General features: G+C 62.7%; 14 protein-coding genes. 11 read left to right on the top strand and 3 right to left on the bottom strand.

Features of this window, described 5'->3' with window-relative positions; genetic code table 11:
• The first annotated feature begins 2 nt into the window (after window positions 1-2).
• The 3 genes from C5J24_RS07065 to C5J24_RS07075 are packed head-to-tail and all read left to right on the top strand — an operon-like array spanning window position 3 to window position 2,790.
• Complete coding sequence (locus tag C5J24_RS07065) at window positions 3-380, top strand: hypothetical protein (RefSeq protein WP_105405017.1); 378 nt, start codon at window positions 3-5, stop codon at window positions 378-380.
• Window positions 380-2,392 carry an acetyl/propionyl/methylcrotonyl-CoA carboxylase subunit alpha gene (locus tag C5J24_RS07070; protein WP_105416839.1) on the top strand — a complete coding sequence of 671 codons (2,013 nt, stop codon included), beginning with the start codon at window positions 380-382 and terminating at the stop codon, window positions 2,390-2,392. The genes C5J24_RS07065 and C5J24_RS07070 overlap by 1 nt, the downstream gene beginning before the upstream one ends.
• Complete coding sequence (locus C5J24_RS07075) at window positions 2,392-2,790, top strand: hypothetical protein (protein ID WP_105416841.1); 399 nt, start codon at window positions 2,392-2,394, stop codon at window positions 2,788-2,790. Before C5J24_RS07070 ends, C5J24_RS07075 begins: the two co-directional genes overlap by 1 nt.
• Window positions 2,791-2,816: 26 nt before the next feature.
• On the opposite strand, the gene C5J24_RS07080 is transcribed toward C5J24_RS07075, so the two are convergent.
• Window positions 2,817-3,182 (bottom strand): type II toxin-antitoxin system RelE/ParE family toxin, encoded by a 366-nt coding sequence (locus C5J24_RS07080; RefSeq protein WP_105416842.1) that lies wholly within the window; start codon window positions 3,180-3,182, stop codon window positions 2,817-2,819.
• Entirely contained in the window at window positions 3,172-3,441 is a 270-nt protein-coding gene (locus C5J24_RS07085) for a type II toxin-antitoxin system ParD family antitoxin (RefSeq protein ID WP_105416844.1), read from the bottom strand. The genes C5J24_RS07080 and C5J24_RS07085 overlap by 11 nt, the downstream gene beginning before the upstream one ends.
• 105 nt (window positions 3,442-3,546) lie before the next feature.
• Between C5J24_RS07085 and scpA the strand changes: the two genes are divergently transcribed.
• Complete coding sequence (gene scpA, locus C5J24_RS07090) at window positions 3,547-5,685, top strand: methylmalonyl-CoA mutase (RefSeq protein WP_105416846.1); 2,139 nt, start codon at window positions 3,547-3,549, stop codon at window positions 5,683-5,685.
• Between the two features lie 3 nt (window positions 5,686-5,688).
• Here scpA and C5J24_RS07095 read toward each other — a convergent pair whose 3' ends face one another.
• Window positions 5,689-6,627, bottom strand: coding sequence for a sugar-binding transcriptional regulator (locus tag C5J24_RS07095; protein WP_105416848.1), 939 nt, complete (start codon window positions 6,625-6,627; stop codon window positions 5,689-5,691).
• A gap of 150 nt (window positions 6,628-6,777) precedes the next feature.
• On the opposite strand from C5J24_RS07095, the gene C5J24_RS07100 reads away from it, so the two are divergent.
• From C5J24_RS07100 to C5J24_RS07130, 7 genes are all read left to right on the top strand, one after another.
• Window positions 6,778-8,103, top strand: a complete 1,326-nt coding sequence (locus C5J24_RS07100; RefSeq protein WP_105416850.1) for an extracellular solute-binding protein — start codon at window positions 6,778-6,780, stop codon at window positions 8,101-8,103.
• Window positions 8,090-9,067, top strand: a complete 978-nt coding sequence (locus C5J24_RS07105; protein WP_105416852.1) for an ABC transporter permease subunit — start codon at window positions 8,090-8,092, stop codon at window positions 9,065-9,067. Before C5J24_RS07100 ends, C5J24_RS07105 begins: the two co-directional genes overlap by 14 nt.
• 2 nt (window positions 9,068-9,069) lie before the next feature.
• Window positions 9,070-9,990 (top strand): ABC transporter permease subunit, encoded by a 921-nt coding sequence (locus C5J24_RS07110; protein WP_105416854.1) that lies wholly within the window; start codon window positions 9,070-9,072, stop codon window positions 9,988-9,990.
• 16 nt (window positions 9,991-10,006) lie between these two features.
• Window positions 10,007-10,759, top strand: coding sequence for a glycerophosphodiester phosphodiesterase family protein (locus C5J24_RS07115; protein WP_105416856.1), 753 nt, complete (start codon window positions 10,007-10,009; stop codon window positions 10,757-10,759).
• A complete protein-coding gene (locus C5J24_RS07120; protein ID WP_105416858.1) occupies window positions 10,746-12,272 on the top strand; it encodes an alkaline phosphatase in 1,527 nt (508 codons plus the stop codon). Before C5J24_RS07115 ends, C5J24_RS07120 begins: the two co-directional genes overlap by 14 nt.
• Window positions 12,273-12,295: 23 nt before the next feature.
• Entirely contained in the window at window positions 12,296-12,979 is a 684-nt protein-coding gene (locus C5J24_RS07125) for an HAD family phosphatase (protein ID WP_105416860.1), read from the top strand.
• A gap of 113 nt (window positions 12,980-13,092) precedes the next feature.
• A complete protein-coding gene (locus tag C5J24_RS07130) occupies window positions 13,093-14,226 on the top strand; it encodes an ABC transporter ATP-binding protein (protein WP_105416862.1) in 1,134 nt (377 codons plus the stop codon).
• Window positions 14,227-14,239: the final 13 nt, after the last annotated feature.

Consider the following 14,239-nt stretch of genomic DNA (forward strand, 5'->3'; position numbering starts at 1 on the left):
GCATGCCCAGACCGCCCGACATGACGAAACATAGGGGTTTCCCTTCCGGCATGCCGGGCCACGGGCATCATTTCACGATCCGGCGGGCAAACGAAAAGGGGGCGACGCCGCTGAAGCAGCTGCAGCGCCTCGCCCGCCCGGGCACGATCGAACACAAGGTGGATGCCGCCTTCCTGCATGCGCTGTGGCACCATTTCGGCTCTGAGCCGTTCGAGCGGGGCAATCTCGATGCCGGCCGGCTCAACCTTCTGTTCGGCCGCGAGGTCGTTCCGGCCGAAAACGACTTCGACCCGACCTCCTACGACGCGCTTCTCAGGATCGACGAGAAGGTCGCCCGCAGAACGTTCCCCGAATCCTTCGACGACGTCATGGAGGTCTGATGCCGGCGCTCAAGAAAATCCTCGTCGCCAATCGTGGCGAGATCGCCTGCCGGGTCATCAGGACGGCCCGCAAGATGGGCATAAAGACGGTGGCGGTCTATTCGGACGCGGATGCCGAGGCGCTGCATGTACGGATGGCGGACGAGGCTGTTCATATCGGCCCGGCACCGTCTTCCCAGTCCTATATCGTCATCGACAAGATCCTGGAGGCGATCCGGACGACCGGCGCGGATGCGGTGCATCCGGGTTATGGCTTCCTTTCGGAAAATGCCGCGTTCGCGCAAGCGTTGGAAAAGGCCGGCGTCGTTTTCATCGGCCCGCCGGTGAAAGCCATCCAGGCGATGGGCGACAAGATCACCTCCAAGAAGATCGCCGCAGAAGCCGGCGTCTCCACCGTTCCCGGCCATATGGGCCTGATCGAGGATGCCGAGGAAGCGGTAAAAATCTCCGCCTCGATCGGTTATCCGGTGATGATCAAGGCGTCCGCCGGCGGCGGCGGCAAGGGCATGCGCATCGCCTGGAATGATGCCGAGGCGCGCGAAGGTTTCCAGTCCTCCCGCAACGAGGCGAAGAATTCCTTCGGCGACGACCGCATCTTCATCGAAAAATTCGTCGACCAGCCGCGCCACATCGAAATCCAGGTGCTCGGCGATCAACACGGCACCACGCTCTACCTCGGTGAGCGCGAATGCTCGATCCAGCGCCGCAACCAGAAGGTCATCGAGGAGGCCCCGTCGCCTTTCCTCGACGCCGAAACCCGGCGGGCCATGGGGGAACAGGCTGTCGCACTCGCGAAAGCGGTCGGTTATTTCTCGGCCGGCACGGTGGAGTTCATCGTCGACGGCGCCAGAAATTTCTATTTCCTCGAGATGAACACCCGCCTGCAGGTGGAGCACCCGGTCACCGAACTCGTCACCGGTATCGATCTCGTCGAACAGATGATCCGCGTTGCGTCAGGCGAAAAACTGTCGCTCGGTCAGGACGACGTCAAGCTGAATGGTTGGGCGATCGAAAGCCGGCTTTATGCCGAGGATCCCTACCGCAACTTCCTGCCCTCGATCGGTCGGCTGAGCCGCTACCGCCCGCCCGCGGAAGGTCGGCAGGATGACGGCACCGTGGTCCGCAACGATACCGGCGTCTTCGAGGGCGGCGAGATCTCCATGTATTACGACCCGATGATTGCAAAACTCTGCACCTGGGCGCCTGATCGTCTGACGGCGATCGACGCGATGGGCAAGGCGCTCGACGATTTCGAGGTCGACGGCATCGGCCACAATCTGCCCTTCCTCTCGGCCGTCATGGATCACGACCGTTTTCGCTCCGGAAAGATCACCACGGCCTTCATCGCCGAGGAATTCCCGGAAGGTTTTTCGGGCGTGCATCCCGATGAGGCGGCCGCGAGGAAGCTCGCCGCCATCGCCGTCCTGGTCAATCAGGCCCTGCAGGAGCGCGCGGTGCAGATCTCCGGCACGATCGGCAATCATCGCCGGGTAATCGGCAAGGACTGGGTGGTGACGCTCGCAGGCTTCGAAGAGGCCGTGACGCTCAAGACCGGCCCCGACGGCGCCGGCGTCCGCTTTGCCGATGGAGCACAGCTTTCCGTCGCCAGCGGCTGGCTGCCGGGCCAAAGCCATGCCCGCTTCCATGTCGGCGGCGAGACGATGGGGGTCAAGGTCAACCTCATCGGCTCCGCAGTGCGGTTGCGCTGGCGCGGCATGGACGTCACCGCCCGCGTCCGTTCGCCCCGCGTGGCCGAACTTGCCCGCCTGATGCCGAAAAAGCTGCCGCCTGACACTTCGAGAATGCTGCTCTGCCCCATGCCCGGCGTCATTACCTCCGTCTCGGTGAAGGCCGGCGACGCAGTCGAAGCCGGCCAGACGCTCGCGACCGTCGAGGCGATGAAGATGGAAAACGTGCTGAAGGCGGAGAGGAAGGGCGTCGTCAAGCGGGTTGCCGCAAGCCAGGGCCAAAGCCTGGCGGTCGACGAGTTGATCATGGAGTTCGAGGGGTGATGGAGCGAGCGAAGTGGGCGGCAAAGTGGGTTGGCATCTATGTGATCTGCAACCTGATCACTGTCGTCATTGTCTATATTGCCGCCCATATCATCGCGCCGGGAAACCTGACTGAGGTTCAGCTCGTCCAGGCTGCTAGTCGGAAGGCCGTGGAGGATTACAAGGACAATTACATCACGAAACTAATCCACGACCCCGGCACTGTAGCCTGCGACGTTGATCGGGCGGGCGGGCCAGACACTGCGGACGTCACCTGTTCCATTTTCGACGGCGGCAAACTGGTTCAGAAGCGAACATATCTTTACGTCGCGGAGGGATTGTCCGCCGGCAGCGTGGCTGGATTTCAGGATTGGGATATTCAGAGCGAAGCAACGAGCTTGGTGGAGCAGCAGCAATGATTGTGACCTCTCCTCCGGCAAGTCCGTCAGAATCCGCCGCGGCTCGCGGCCACACCAAGACGCTCCAGCATGTGCCGCTGATGGTCCTGCCCGCCGAAGAAAACCGCGATGATCTGGACCAATTCCTGCTGCTCGTACACGTCGAAATATATGATCGCCCGCCCTTTGGTGACGTGACGCAATCCGACCGCCACTTCGGGCGTCAACGTGCCTTTGTATGGAAAACGCCCGATAGAAAATATGTCATCCTCGATCCTGCGTATGCGTGCCGTGGCTCGGGAAATAGCATCTTCGACAGCTTCGCCGAGACTAAGATGCACATCGATCAGATGATCGAAAATCAAAGCGAGGTCGTTCTCACTTTCCTCCGAAAGCCTGACCTCATAGTCCATACTGCGCCTTCTTGGCCGCAATCATCGCGTCAATACGCTGACGACTCTCGTCTTCCGACAAAAATTTGCCGCGACGGCGGCGATCGACGAGAGCCCTCAAAGCTGCAAGCTCCGCGTCCTTTATCTCCGTTTCTTCGCGGACAAGCTCCAACCCACGCTGCACGACGGCGCTCAGGCTTGCGTAACGTCCCTCCTCCACCAGCTTGCGAGCGAATGAGTCCTGTTGGTCGGAGATCGATACGGAGGCTTTCACTGACATGGCACAAGCTCCCTTTCGCGCGCCAGAATACTACTGGGTCGCATACGGGTCAATCCGGAGCGCTTTGTGGCGCCCTACAGCGTGCATCATCGGAGGCATGATCTCATGACCAATAAGAAAATCGCCGACTGGGCGTCCCTGGCGACAAAAGAAATCAAAGCCTCGCCCGACACGCTGACCTGGCACACGCCCGAGGGTATCGACGTCAAGCCGCTCTATACAGCTCAAGATCTCGATGGCATCGAGCATCTCAATTCGCTGCCGGGGATGAAGCCGTTCGTGCGCGGACCGCGCGCCACCATGTATGCCGGCCGGCCCTGGACGATCCGCCAATATGCAGGCTTCTCGACCGCCGAAGCGTCGAACGCCTTCTACCGCCGCAATCTCGCCGGCGGCCAGAAAGGCCTCTCGGTCGCCTTCGACCTCGCCACCCATCGCGGCTACGACAGCGACCATCCGCGGGTCGAGGGCGATGTCGGCAAGGCGGGCGTGGCGATCGACAGCGTCGAGGACATGAAGATCCTGTTCGACGGTATTCCCTTGAAGGAGATGTCAGTGTCGATGACCATGAACGGCGCGGTCATCCCGATCCTCGCCTCCTTCATCGTCGCCGGCGAGGAACAGGGCTGTTCGCGGGCCGAACTGTCCGGGACCATCCAGAACGACATTTTGAAGGAGTTCATGGTCCGCAACACCTATATCTATCCGCCCGAGCCTTCGATGCGGATCGTCGCCGACATCATCGAATATACGGCAAAAGAAATGCCGAAGTTCAATTCGATTTCGATATCCGGCTATCATATGCAGGAAGCGGGTGCGACGCTCGTCCAGGAACTCGCCTTCACGCTGGCCGACGGCCGCGAATATGTCCGTGCCGCACTTGCCAAGGGTCTCAGCGTCGACGAGTTCGCTGGCCGGCTGTCGTTTTTCTTCGCGATCGGCATGAATTTCTTCATGGAGGCGGCCAAGCTGCGCGCCGCCCGGCTTCTATGGTCGCGGATCATGGAGGAGTTCAAGCCGCAAAAGGCGTCCTCGCTGATGCTGCGCACCCATTGCCAGACCTCGGGCGTCTCGCTGCAGGAGCAGGACCCCTACAACAACGTCATCCGCACGGCCTATGAGGCCCTGTCAGCGGTGCTCGGCGGCACCCAATCGCTGCACACCAACGCGCTGGACGAGGCGATGGCTTTGCCGACCGATTTTTCCGCCCGCATCGCCCGTAATACCCAGCTGATCCTCAGCCACGAAACCGGCGTGACCAAGGTCGTCGATCCGCTGGCCGGCTCCTATTATGTCGAGAGCCTCACCAACGAGCTTGCGGAAAAGGCCTGGGCGCTGATCGAGGAGGTCGAGGCGATGGGCGGCATGACCAAGGCTGTCGCCGACGGCCTGCCGAAGAGGCTGATCGAGGAGGCCGCCACCCGCCGCCAGGCCGCCGTCGACCGCGGCGAAGAAATCATCGTAGGCGTCAACAAGTACCGGCTGGAAAACGAGGACGAGATCGACATTCTGGCGATCGACAATACCGCGGTCCGCAAAGGCCAGATCAAGCGCCTGGAGGAAGTGCGCCGCCAGCGCGATCCGAAGCGTGTGGCGGCGGCGCTCGCCGTCCTCGAGGAAGCCGCTGAAAGCGGCGAGGGAAACCTGCTGGAAGTGGCGATCGAGGCGGCCCGCGCCCGCGCCACCGTCGGTGAAATCTCCGACGCGATGCGGCAAGCCTTCGGCGACCACTCGGCGGTGCCGGAAGTGGTCACCGATATCTACGGACCCGCCTACGGGGACGACCCGGAATACAAGACGATCGTCTCGCGGCTTGGCAGCTATGCTCAAGCGCTTGGCAGCAGGCCGAAGATCATGGTCGCCAAGCTCGGCCAGGACGGCCATGACCGCGGCGCCAAGGTGATCGCCTCGGCCTTTGGCGACATCGGCTTCGAGGTTCTCGCCGGCCCGCTGTTCCAGACACCCGAGGAGGCGGCGGACCTCGCGGTCAGGCAAAACGTCCAGGTGGTCGGCATGTCGTCGCTCGCCGCCGGTCACCGGACGCTGGCGCCCCAACTCGTCGAAGCCCTGAAGGCGAAAGGCGCCGAAAACGTCATCGTCGTGGTCGGCGGCGTCGTGCCTCGGCAGGATTACGACTACCTGATGGACCACGGCGTCGCCGCCGTCTTCGGCCCCGGCACCAACGTTCTGGATGCCGCCAATTCCATCATCGACCTCCTGGAGGGCAAGAGGCGGAATATCTGACGGCTATTTCGCTGCCAGCATGGCCTTGGCGCTGTCGGCATCGGTGATCATCACGTTGACGAGCCCGCTCTGCGCCACCGCCTGCAGGATCTTGTGCTTGTGCGCCCCGCCCGACGCGACGATTCGGCAGCCGACTTTTCGGAAATCCTCCATCTCCGGGGCGAGAACCTGGCGGTTCAGCGGATGGTCGATTTCCTTGCCTGTCGCGTCGAGATAACGGCCCATCAGGTCGCCGACCGCGCCGGCTTTCCTGAGGATCTGCTCGTTCATGCCTTCGGGCAGGCCATAGCGCACCTGCAGCGACTGCTGCGATACGTCGCCGACGCTGAGGTAGGCGACATCCACCTCGCAGATCTGCTTGAACGTCCTCTGGAACACCGCCTGCGAAATGATCGCATCGCGCGATTCCGGGCTCTCGGCATAGATCGGCGCCACGAAATAGCGGCACTGAGCGTTCAGCACCTGCGCGAAGCCGCGGACGATCTCGAACGTGTTGATTTCAGAGCCCTGCGTCAGCCCGCCCATCATCGAGCGTACCTTGATCTGCGGTTCGTTGAGCGAGGGGATGTGCTGGATCGTCTCGCGCAGCGTCGAGCCCCAGCCGACGCCGATCGAGGCGGGCTTCTGGGTTTGGATCAGCCGGCCGAGAAAGCCGGCTGCCCCACGTCCGAGCACCGAATGCAGGAGCGCAGGGTCCGCTGGCGTCGGCACCACGACCGCATCCTGCAGGCCGAATCGCTTGCGCAATTTCGCCTCCAGCTCGACGCTTTCCGCCAGCACGGAATCGAAGCTGATCCTGACAACGCCTGCTTCCAGCGCCTCCGAGAGGATCTCGTTGACGCGCCGGCGGGTGATATTCATCCGCTCGGCGATCTGCTGCTGGGTAAGGCTTTCCACGTGATAGAGCCACGCGGCCCGCACCATCAGCTCACGATATTCCATTGTCCCCACCTTTGAAGTATCATATGTCACATGTGTGTAACATGTGTAACATAACCCATCCATGTCATGGCTAACCCAGACTGATGGAGATGGCCAGAACCGAAACAGGGCGGGTCGTGCGAAAGACCCGAATATCGAGGGATCCGAAACATGGCTTCGACATATCTGAAATCGATTACCGGCCTTCTTGCCGCAAGCGCACTTTTGATGGGCGCGACGGGAGCAACTGCCGCCGACCGCGTCAAGATCGAGTGGTGGTATGCGATCTCCGGCAAGCTCGGCGATACCGTCCAGAAGCTGATCTCCGACTTCAACAAGTCCCAGGACAAGTACGAGGTCGTCGGCACGTTCAAGGGCAATTACGAAGAGACCATGGCGGCCATGGTCGCCGCCTACCGCGTCAACCAGCAGCCGGCTATCCTTCAGTCGGCCGAGCGCGGTTTCATGACCATGCTGAATTCCGGTGCGGTCATCCCTGTCGACCAGCTGATGGCCAAGCAAGGCTACAAGATCGACTGGAGCGATTTCGTCAAGCCGGTCGCCGGCTTCTATATCGTCAACGGCAAGCCGGCGGCGCTTCCCTTCAACTCGTCGACGCCGATCCTCTGGTACAATGCCGATGCCTTCAAGGCCGCCGGCTTCGATGCGCCGTCGGATACCTGGCAGGGTCTCGAAAAGCAGCTTTATGCGCTGAAGGAGAAAAAGGTCACCGATTGCCCGATGGCGCTGCCGGGCGATTTCCAGTGGAGCCTGATCGAGAACTATTCGGCGATCAACAACTACCCCTTCGCCACCAAGGCCAACGGTTATGCCGGTCTCGATACCGAGTTCGTCTACAATAAGACCGGCGTGGTCGGTCAGGTCGCGCGGCTGAAGAAATGGGTCGATGACAGCGTGCTGAAGATCGCCGGCCAGGGCGTCGCTCCGATCAGCCTCTTCACGTCAGGCACCTGCGCCACGATCATCAACTCCACCGCCAGCCATTCCGGCGTCGAAGCGGACGCGAAGTTCAAGTGGAGCGCCGCGGTCATGCCGCACGAGGAAGGTGCGGACGTCAAGAACGGTACGATCGGTGGCGCATCGCTCTGGGCGGTCAAGGGCAAGTCGGAAGAGGTTCAGGCCGGCGTCGCCGCCTTCTTCAACTTCGTGGCTCAGCCGGCAACCCAGGAATGGTGGAGCAAGGCGACTGGCTACGTTCCGGTCACCAATGCGGCCTACCAGAAGATGAAGACCGATGGTTATTTCAAGGATCATCCGACCCGCGAAATCGCCATCGAGCAACTGTCGCGTGGCGAGCCGACGGATAATTCCCGCGGCTTCCGCTTCGGCAACCACAACCAGTCGACTTCTATCCTCATCGAGGAAATCCAGGCCGTCTGGACCGGCAAGAAGACCCCGCAGGAAGCGCTGGACTCATCCGTCAAGCGCGGCAACGAGATCCTGCGCCAGTACGAGAAGCTCCATGCCGGCAAGTGATGCCATCGTGATCAGGAACGAGGGCGCGGCGACGCGCCCCCGTTTGGCCTTGCCCCTACTCGGGACGTCGGAAGCGGGGCTCAAGGCCTCGCATTTCCGGCGGCCCTGGCTGGCGGCGGGCCTGCTCGCGCCGCAACTGCTGATCCTGCTCTTCTTCTTTTTCATCCCCACCTGGAAGGCGCTGTCGCTTGCCTTCGTGCAGGTGGATCCGTTCGGCGGCACGATGATCTTCGTCGGCTTTGAGAATTTCACCACCCTGTTTTCAAGCCCCGAATACCGTGACAGCGCCATCCTCACGCTGTGGTTCACGGTAGTGCAATGCGTCGCCACGCTCGTCATCGCCGGGTTATTGGCTTTCGCAACCGAAAACGTCATGCGCGGCAGGGCGATCTACAAGGGCGTCATCCTTCTGCCCTACGCCATCGCGCCGGCGATATCCGGCGTGCTCTGGGCCTTCCTGTTCAACCCGACCGTCGGCCCGCTCGCCCAGATGCTGCATGAGATCGGTTTCGCCTGGGACCCGAACCGTCGGCCGTTCGATGCGTTGCTGCTTGTCTCGGTCGCGGCGGTCTGGAAACATGTCTGCTACGATTACATCTTCCTCGTCGCGGCGTTTCTGGCGGTGCCGGCCTCGGTGATGGAGGCAGCCGCAATCGACGGCGCCCGTCCGGTCCGCCGCTTCTTCACGGTGACTCTGCCCATGGCGGCGCCGACGATTTTCTTCCTGATCGTCATGAACTTCGTCTACGGCCTGTTCGAGACCTTCGGCATCATCGACACGGTAACCCACGGTGGACCCGCCGGCAGCACCAACACGCTGGTCTACAAGGTCTACCAGGATGGCTTTCGCCAGCTCGACCTCGGATCGTCGGCCGCTCAGTCGGTGATCCTGATGGCGATCGCCGTGCTCTTCACCTTCCTGCAGTTCCGCGCCGTCGAGCGCAAAGTCAATTATCAGGTGTGACCATGGTCGAACGTCACACGGGCCTCTCGATCTTCTGCCACGTCATTCTGCTGATCGGCGCGGCCGCCGTCTGCATGCCGCTCTATTTCGCTTTCGTCGCCGGTTCGCTGACGGTCGGCGAGGTGCAGCAGGTGCCGTTTCCGCTGGTCCCGGGCGGCCATTTCGTCGAGAACACCGTCCTCGCCTGGAACGAAGGCCAGTTCAGCCGTCTCTACGTCAATTCCCTCATCGTCACCATCGGCATCGTCGTCGGCAAGCTGACGGTCTCGCTGATAGCCGGCTTTGCGGTCACCTATTTCCGGTTTCCCTTCCGCATGACCGCTTTCTGGCTGATCTTCATCTCGCTGATGCTGCCGGTCGAAGTGCGCATCATCCCGACCTACGAGGCGGTGGCCGATGCCGGCGGCCCGCTACGATTAATGTTCGAGGCGATCGGCCTGACCGGGTTCATCGCCGACAGGACCGGCTATCAACTCGACGCCGCGCTGCAATGGAACATGATCAACAGCTACGGTGGGCTGATCCTGCCGCTGATAGCCTCGGCGTCCGCGACCTTCCTGTTCCGGCAGTTTTTCCTCACCGTACCGGACGAGCTCTGCGAGGCGGCCAAGCTCGACGGCGCCGGGCCGTTGAAATTCTTCTGGGACGTGCTGCTGCCGCTGTCGCGCGCCAATATCGCGGCGCTGTCGATCATTCTCTTCCTCTATGGTTGGAACCAGTATCTCTGGCCGCTCCTCTTCACCACCGAAAAGGCGATGGCGACGGCGATGATCGGGTTGAAGGACCTGATCCCGGTCGCCGACGCCCAGCCGGCCTGGAACATCGCCATGGCTGCTTCCTTTTTTGTGATGGCGCCGCCGGCTCTCGTCATCCTTCTGATGCAACGCTGGTTCACCAAGGGCCTGGTGGATTCCAGCAAATAGACAAGAGGTATTTCCAATGACCAATCCCATCATCGTCGGCCATCGAGGCGCCCGCGATCTCTGGGCCGAGAACAGCCTGACTGGCTTTCGCAACCTTCTCGACCTCTCCGTCGAATCGGTCGAATTCGACGTGCATCTCAGCGCCAGCGGCGAACTCCTCGTCATCCACGACGCGACGCTCGACCGCACCACCGAGCGTTCCGGCCGCGTGGCGGATCTCGCCGCCGGCGAATACCGCTCGGTGATCCTCAAGGGCACCGATGAGCACATCCCGACGCTCGAGGACGTGCTCGAAATCTACGCGCCGACCGGCCTCGAACTGCATGTGGAACTGAAGGCCGATGCCGACGGCAAGCCCTATCAAGGCCTCGAAGCCAAGGCCGCGGCGATGATCGACCGCTTTGGCGTTGCGGACAATTCCTTCCTGACCAGTTTCAGCGGCGAAGTCCTGAAGACGATCGGGCAGGTCGCGCCGCATATCCGCCGGCTCTCATCGCTCAATCAAAAATCCGTCCAGGCTCTCGGCCTGCGCCAGTCCGTCGAAGCCATGCTGCGGGTTTCCGACGTGCTGGCGATCGAAAAGGCTCTGCTGCTCGAGGAATGGGAACTGCTCTCCGCGCTCGTCCCGGCCGAAAAGCTCGGCGTCTGGGTTCCGAACGAGGTGGAAGACCTGTCCTTCTGGCTAAAGCGCCCGCTGCGCCAGATCACCACCGACCGCCCGGACCTCGCCGTCAAGGCACGCGAAGGGCTGTTCGATGCCGCTCATTGATCGTCGAAGCCTGCTGGTGGGCGGGCTGGCGGTAGCTGCCGTCTGGCGGCCGCTCGGCTCCGCGCGTGCGGCGAGCTTCAAGACCGATCCCTTCGCTCTCGGTGTCGCCTCTGGCGCGCCGAGGGCCGACAGTGTCGTCCTCTGGACCCGGCTGATCCTCCAAGACACATCGGCCGCCACCTCCGCCGATCCTTTTGCCCCGGCGCCGAAGCAGAACCTCGATCCGATCGACGTGGAATGGATGGTTGCCGAGGACGAGGCTTTTTCAAAGCCGGTCCAGTCGGGCCTGTTCCGCGCGGTCCCGGGATTCGCCCACTCTGTGCATGTGGAAGTGACGGGTCTTCTGCCCGGCCGCTGGTATTTCTACCGTTTCCGGTCCGGCAATGCGGAAAGCCCGGTCGGCCGCACCCGCACGGCGCCGGCGGGCAATGCCGATACGCTTCGCCTCGCCTTCGCCTCCTGCCAGCAATACGAACAGGGTTTCTACAGCGCCTATGCCGACATGGCCGGCCGTGACCTCGATCTCGTCGTCCATCTCGGCGACTATATCTACGAGCGCAGTTACGGCGCGCAGCTGGTGCGCAAGCACGAGACCGGCGTGCCGTCGATGCTCTACGAATTCCGGGATCGTTATGCGCTCTACAAATCCGACCCGCAGTTGCAGGCCGCACACGCCGCCTTTCCCTGGCTCGCCGTCTGGGACGACCATGAAGTCACCAACAACTACGCCGCCGACCGTGCTCCCGACGCACCGAACCGTGACGAATTCCTCGCTCGCCGCCGTGCCGCCTACCAGGCCTGGTTCGAGCACATGCCGGTGCATCCAAGCCTCGCCGCCGGCTTCGATGCGCTACGCATCTACGACCACTACCGGTTCGGCAATCTAGCCGGCGTGACGCTCCTCGACACCCGGCAATATCGTTCGCCGGAACTCCAAGGGTCGGCAGGCGACGACCGGCCGGAGCGGACCATGCTCGGCCCGGCACAGGAACAATGGCTCGGCAATACGCTCGGTGCCAGCCGGGCGAAGTGGAACCTCATCGCCCAGCAGACGCTGCTTGCCGAGCGCGACACCAAGGCCGGGCCGGCCACGGCTTACAATCTCGACGGTTGGGACGGATATCGCGCTGCCCGCACGCGCCTGCTGGGGGCGGTGCAGACCTCGGCGGTCCAAAATCCGCTGATCATCGGCGGCGACCTGCATGCCTTCTATGCGGCGGACGTGAAGCGCGACTTCACGGAGGAGAAGGCTCAGGTCATCGCCAGCGAATTCGTCTGCGGCTCGGTCACCTCGGACGCGCCGTCAGCCGCAAGCCTTGCGACGGCGCTTGCCGAAAATCCGCACCTCAAGTTTGCCTCGGACAAGCATGGTTATGCGATCATGCGCTTGAGCGAGCGGTCGGCCGAGGTGGATTTCATCGGGATCACCGACCGCAAGCAGCAGAATTCCCCTGCTGCCGTTTTCCAGAGCTTTGCCGTCGCCGACGGTTTGGCCGGCGTCAATCGGCTTTGACGCCTCATTCAAATTGGACTTTCATGCAGATAGATCTCCTGATTTTCGATTGTGACGGCGTCCTGATCAACAGCGAGCCGATCGCCAGCCGCACGCTGGCCAAGGCCCTGCAGGATGCAGGCGCAGCCATCACCGCCGACGAAGTGCTGGTCCGCTTCACCGGCAATTCGGCCAGCGCCATCCGTCGCATCTGCACCGAAGAGCTCGGCGTCACAGATCTGGATGCGGTCTTCGAGGCCTGGCATCTCGATATCTATCCGGAATTCGCCCGCTCGCTGGAGCCGATGCCCGGCATCGAAAAGCTCGTCCATGCCCTGCCGCATCGCAAATGCGTCGCCTCCAACAGCTCGACGGACCGGCTGTCGAAAAGCCTCGGTCTTTTGCCGCTCTGGAACGCTTTCGCGCCCTCGATCTTCAGCGCCGACATGGTGGCTCGGCCGAAACCGGCGCCGGATCTCTTCCATCTCTGCGCGGAAACCCTGTCGGCCAAACCGGCCCGTTGCGTGGTGATCGACGACAGCGCCCACGGGGTCACCGGGGCGATTGTGGCGGGCATGACGGCGATCGGCTTTGTAGATCCCGCCGATCCGCGACCTGGCCGCGCGAAAATCCTGGCGGAGGCCGGAGCCGTTTTCGTGGCGACCGGAGCCGAGGAGCTTCAGGAAGCACTCGCCCGGCTCGAAGCCCCGTTCTCCGTGGACGCCTGAGCGGCCACCTCACGAGCATCCGGCAATAAAAAATTTGAGGTGTCATCCGCCTGTAAAACTCCGGCCCTAAGAAACGCCCAGCAAGATTGCACGGCTGTGCAAAAGGGGGTTCGATGGAACGGGACGGTTTTCTGGAATTGCGCGGTGTCGCCAGCCGTTATGGCGCCACGCAGGTTCTGACCGATATCGATCTGTCGATCGCCAAGGGCGAATTTGTGGCGCTGCTCGGTTCGTCCGGCTGCGGCAAGACCACGCTTCTGCGCCTGCTGGCGGGTTTCATCAGCCCGTCGGCTGGCGAAGTGAAGGTGCGCCATCGCGATGTGACTTACCTGCCACCCGACAAACGCGGCATGGCGCTGGTTTTCCAATCCTACGCGCTGTGGCCGCATATGACGGTGGCGCAGAACATCGGCTACGGGCTGAAGCTGAAGGGTATTTCTCGAACTGAGATCGCGGCTCGCGTCGCTGCCATGCAGTCGCTGCTCGGTCTCGACGGGCTGGAAGCGCGCAAGCCGCTGGCGTTGTCGGGCGGCCAGCGCCAGCGCGTCGCGCTCGGTCGGGCGCTCGCCATCGATCCGGAAATCCTGCTGCTCGACGAGCCGCTGTCGAACCTCGATGCGCGCATCCGCCTGACGGTGCGCCACGAGTTGCGGGCGCTGCAGAAGCGGCTTGGCATCACCGCCATCCACGTCACCCACGACCGCGAGGAGGCCATGGTGATGGCCGACCGGATCGTCATCCTCAATGCCGGCAGGATCGCCCAGCAGGGCACGCCGGAAGATGTCTATAACCGCCCCGCCTCGGCCTTCGTCGCCGCCTTCATGGGCGCGGAAAATGTACTTTTCCTCAACGGCGCGCCGCAGGGCGACCAATTTGCGATCGCTGCCGGCCCGGCCAATGCGGCCGGTACCGTACCGCTCCTCGGCCGTCCGCTGGCCGCCGGTTCGGTCGAGGCCCGCTTCCGCCCGGAGGCCGCCCGCCTTTTCCCGGCCGATGATATCGCCGCGATCGGTCCCGGCATCACCTTTCGGGGCGAGGTCGCCGCCGTCAGTTATCCCGGCGGCCATTGGCGCCACGTCATCAAACTCGGCGATCACGAAATCATGGCCGATGCCGACCGCGCCTTCGAGCCGGGCGCCCGCGTTGCTGTGTTCGTGCCGGCCGAGGCGCTCTTTCTGTTCAGTTCGCCGAAGGCTGCTTCGGCCTCCCCCATTTCTCGGGCGCCATCCGGGAAAGTCCACGCCTGACCCTTCGATACCT

The sequence above is a fragment of the Neorhizobium sp. T25_27 genome, from assembly GCF_002968565.1.
GTDB lineage: Bacteria > Pseudomonadota > Alphaproteobacteria > Rhizobiales > Rhizobiaceae > Neorhizobium > Neorhizobium tomejilense.

What these genes read in the sequence shown, in the direction of transcription:
- scpA (WP_105416846.1), top strand. Translation starts at nt 3,547, where the DNA reads ATGACCAATAAGAAAATCGCCGACTGGGCGTCCCTGGCGACAAAAGAA.
- C5J24_RS07115 (WP_105416856.1), top strand. Translation starts at nt 10,007, where the DNA reads ATGACCAATCCCATCATCGTCGGCCATCGAGGCGCCCGCGATCTCTGG.
- C5J24_RS07100 (WP_105416850.1), top strand. Translation starts at nt 6,778, where the DNA reads ATGGCTTCGACATATCTGAAATCGATTACCGGCCTTCTTGCCGCAAGC.
- C5J24_RS07105 (WP_105416852.1), top strand. Translation starts at nt 8,090, where the DNA reads ATGCCGGCAAGTGATGCCATCGTGATCAGGAACGAGGGCGCGGCGACG.
- C5J24_RS07070 (WP_105416839.1), top strand. Translation starts at nt 380, where the DNA reads ATGCCGGCGCTCAAGAAAATCCTCGTCGCCAATCGTGGCGAGATCGCC.
- C5J24_RS07080 (WP_105416842.1), bottom strand. Translation starts at nt 3,182, where the DNA reads ATGGACTATGAGGTCAGGCTTTCGGAGGAAAGTGAGAACGACCTCGCT.
- C5J24_RS07125 (WP_105416860.1), top strand. Translation starts at nt 12,296, where the DNA reads ATGCAGATAGATCTCCTGATTTTCGATTGTGACGGCGTCCTGATCAAC.
- C5J24_RS07130 (WP_105416862.1), top strand. Translation starts at nt 13,093, where the DNA reads ATGGAACGGGACGGTTTTCTGGAATTGCGCGGTGTCGCCAGCCGTTAT.
- C5J24_RS07095 (WP_105416848.1), bottom strand. Translation starts at nt 6,627, where the DNA reads ATGGAATATCGTGAGCTGATGGTGCGGGCCGCGTGGCTCTATCACGTG.
- C5J24_RS07075 (WP_105416841.1), top strand. Translation starts at nt 2,392, where the DNA reads ATGGAGCGAGCGAAGTGGGCGGCAAAGTGGGTTGGCATCTATGTGATC.
- C5J24_RS07085 (WP_105416844.1), bottom strand. Translation starts at nt 3,441, where the DNA reads ATGTCAGTGAAAGCCTCCGTATCGATCTCCGACCAACAGGACTCATTC.
- C5J24_RS07110 (WP_105416854.1), top strand. Translation starts at nt 9,070, where the DNA reads ATGGTCGAACGTCACACGGGCCTCTCGATCTTCTGCCACGTCATTCTG.
- C5J24_RS07065 (WP_105405017.1), top strand. Translation starts at nt 3, where the DNA reads ATGCCCAGACCGCCCGACATGACGAAACATAGGGGTTTCCCTTCCGGC.
- C5J24_RS07120 (WP_105416858.1), top strand. Translation starts at nt 10,746, where the DNA reads ATGCCGCTCATTGATCGTCGAAGCCTGCTGGTGGGCGGGCTGGCGGTA.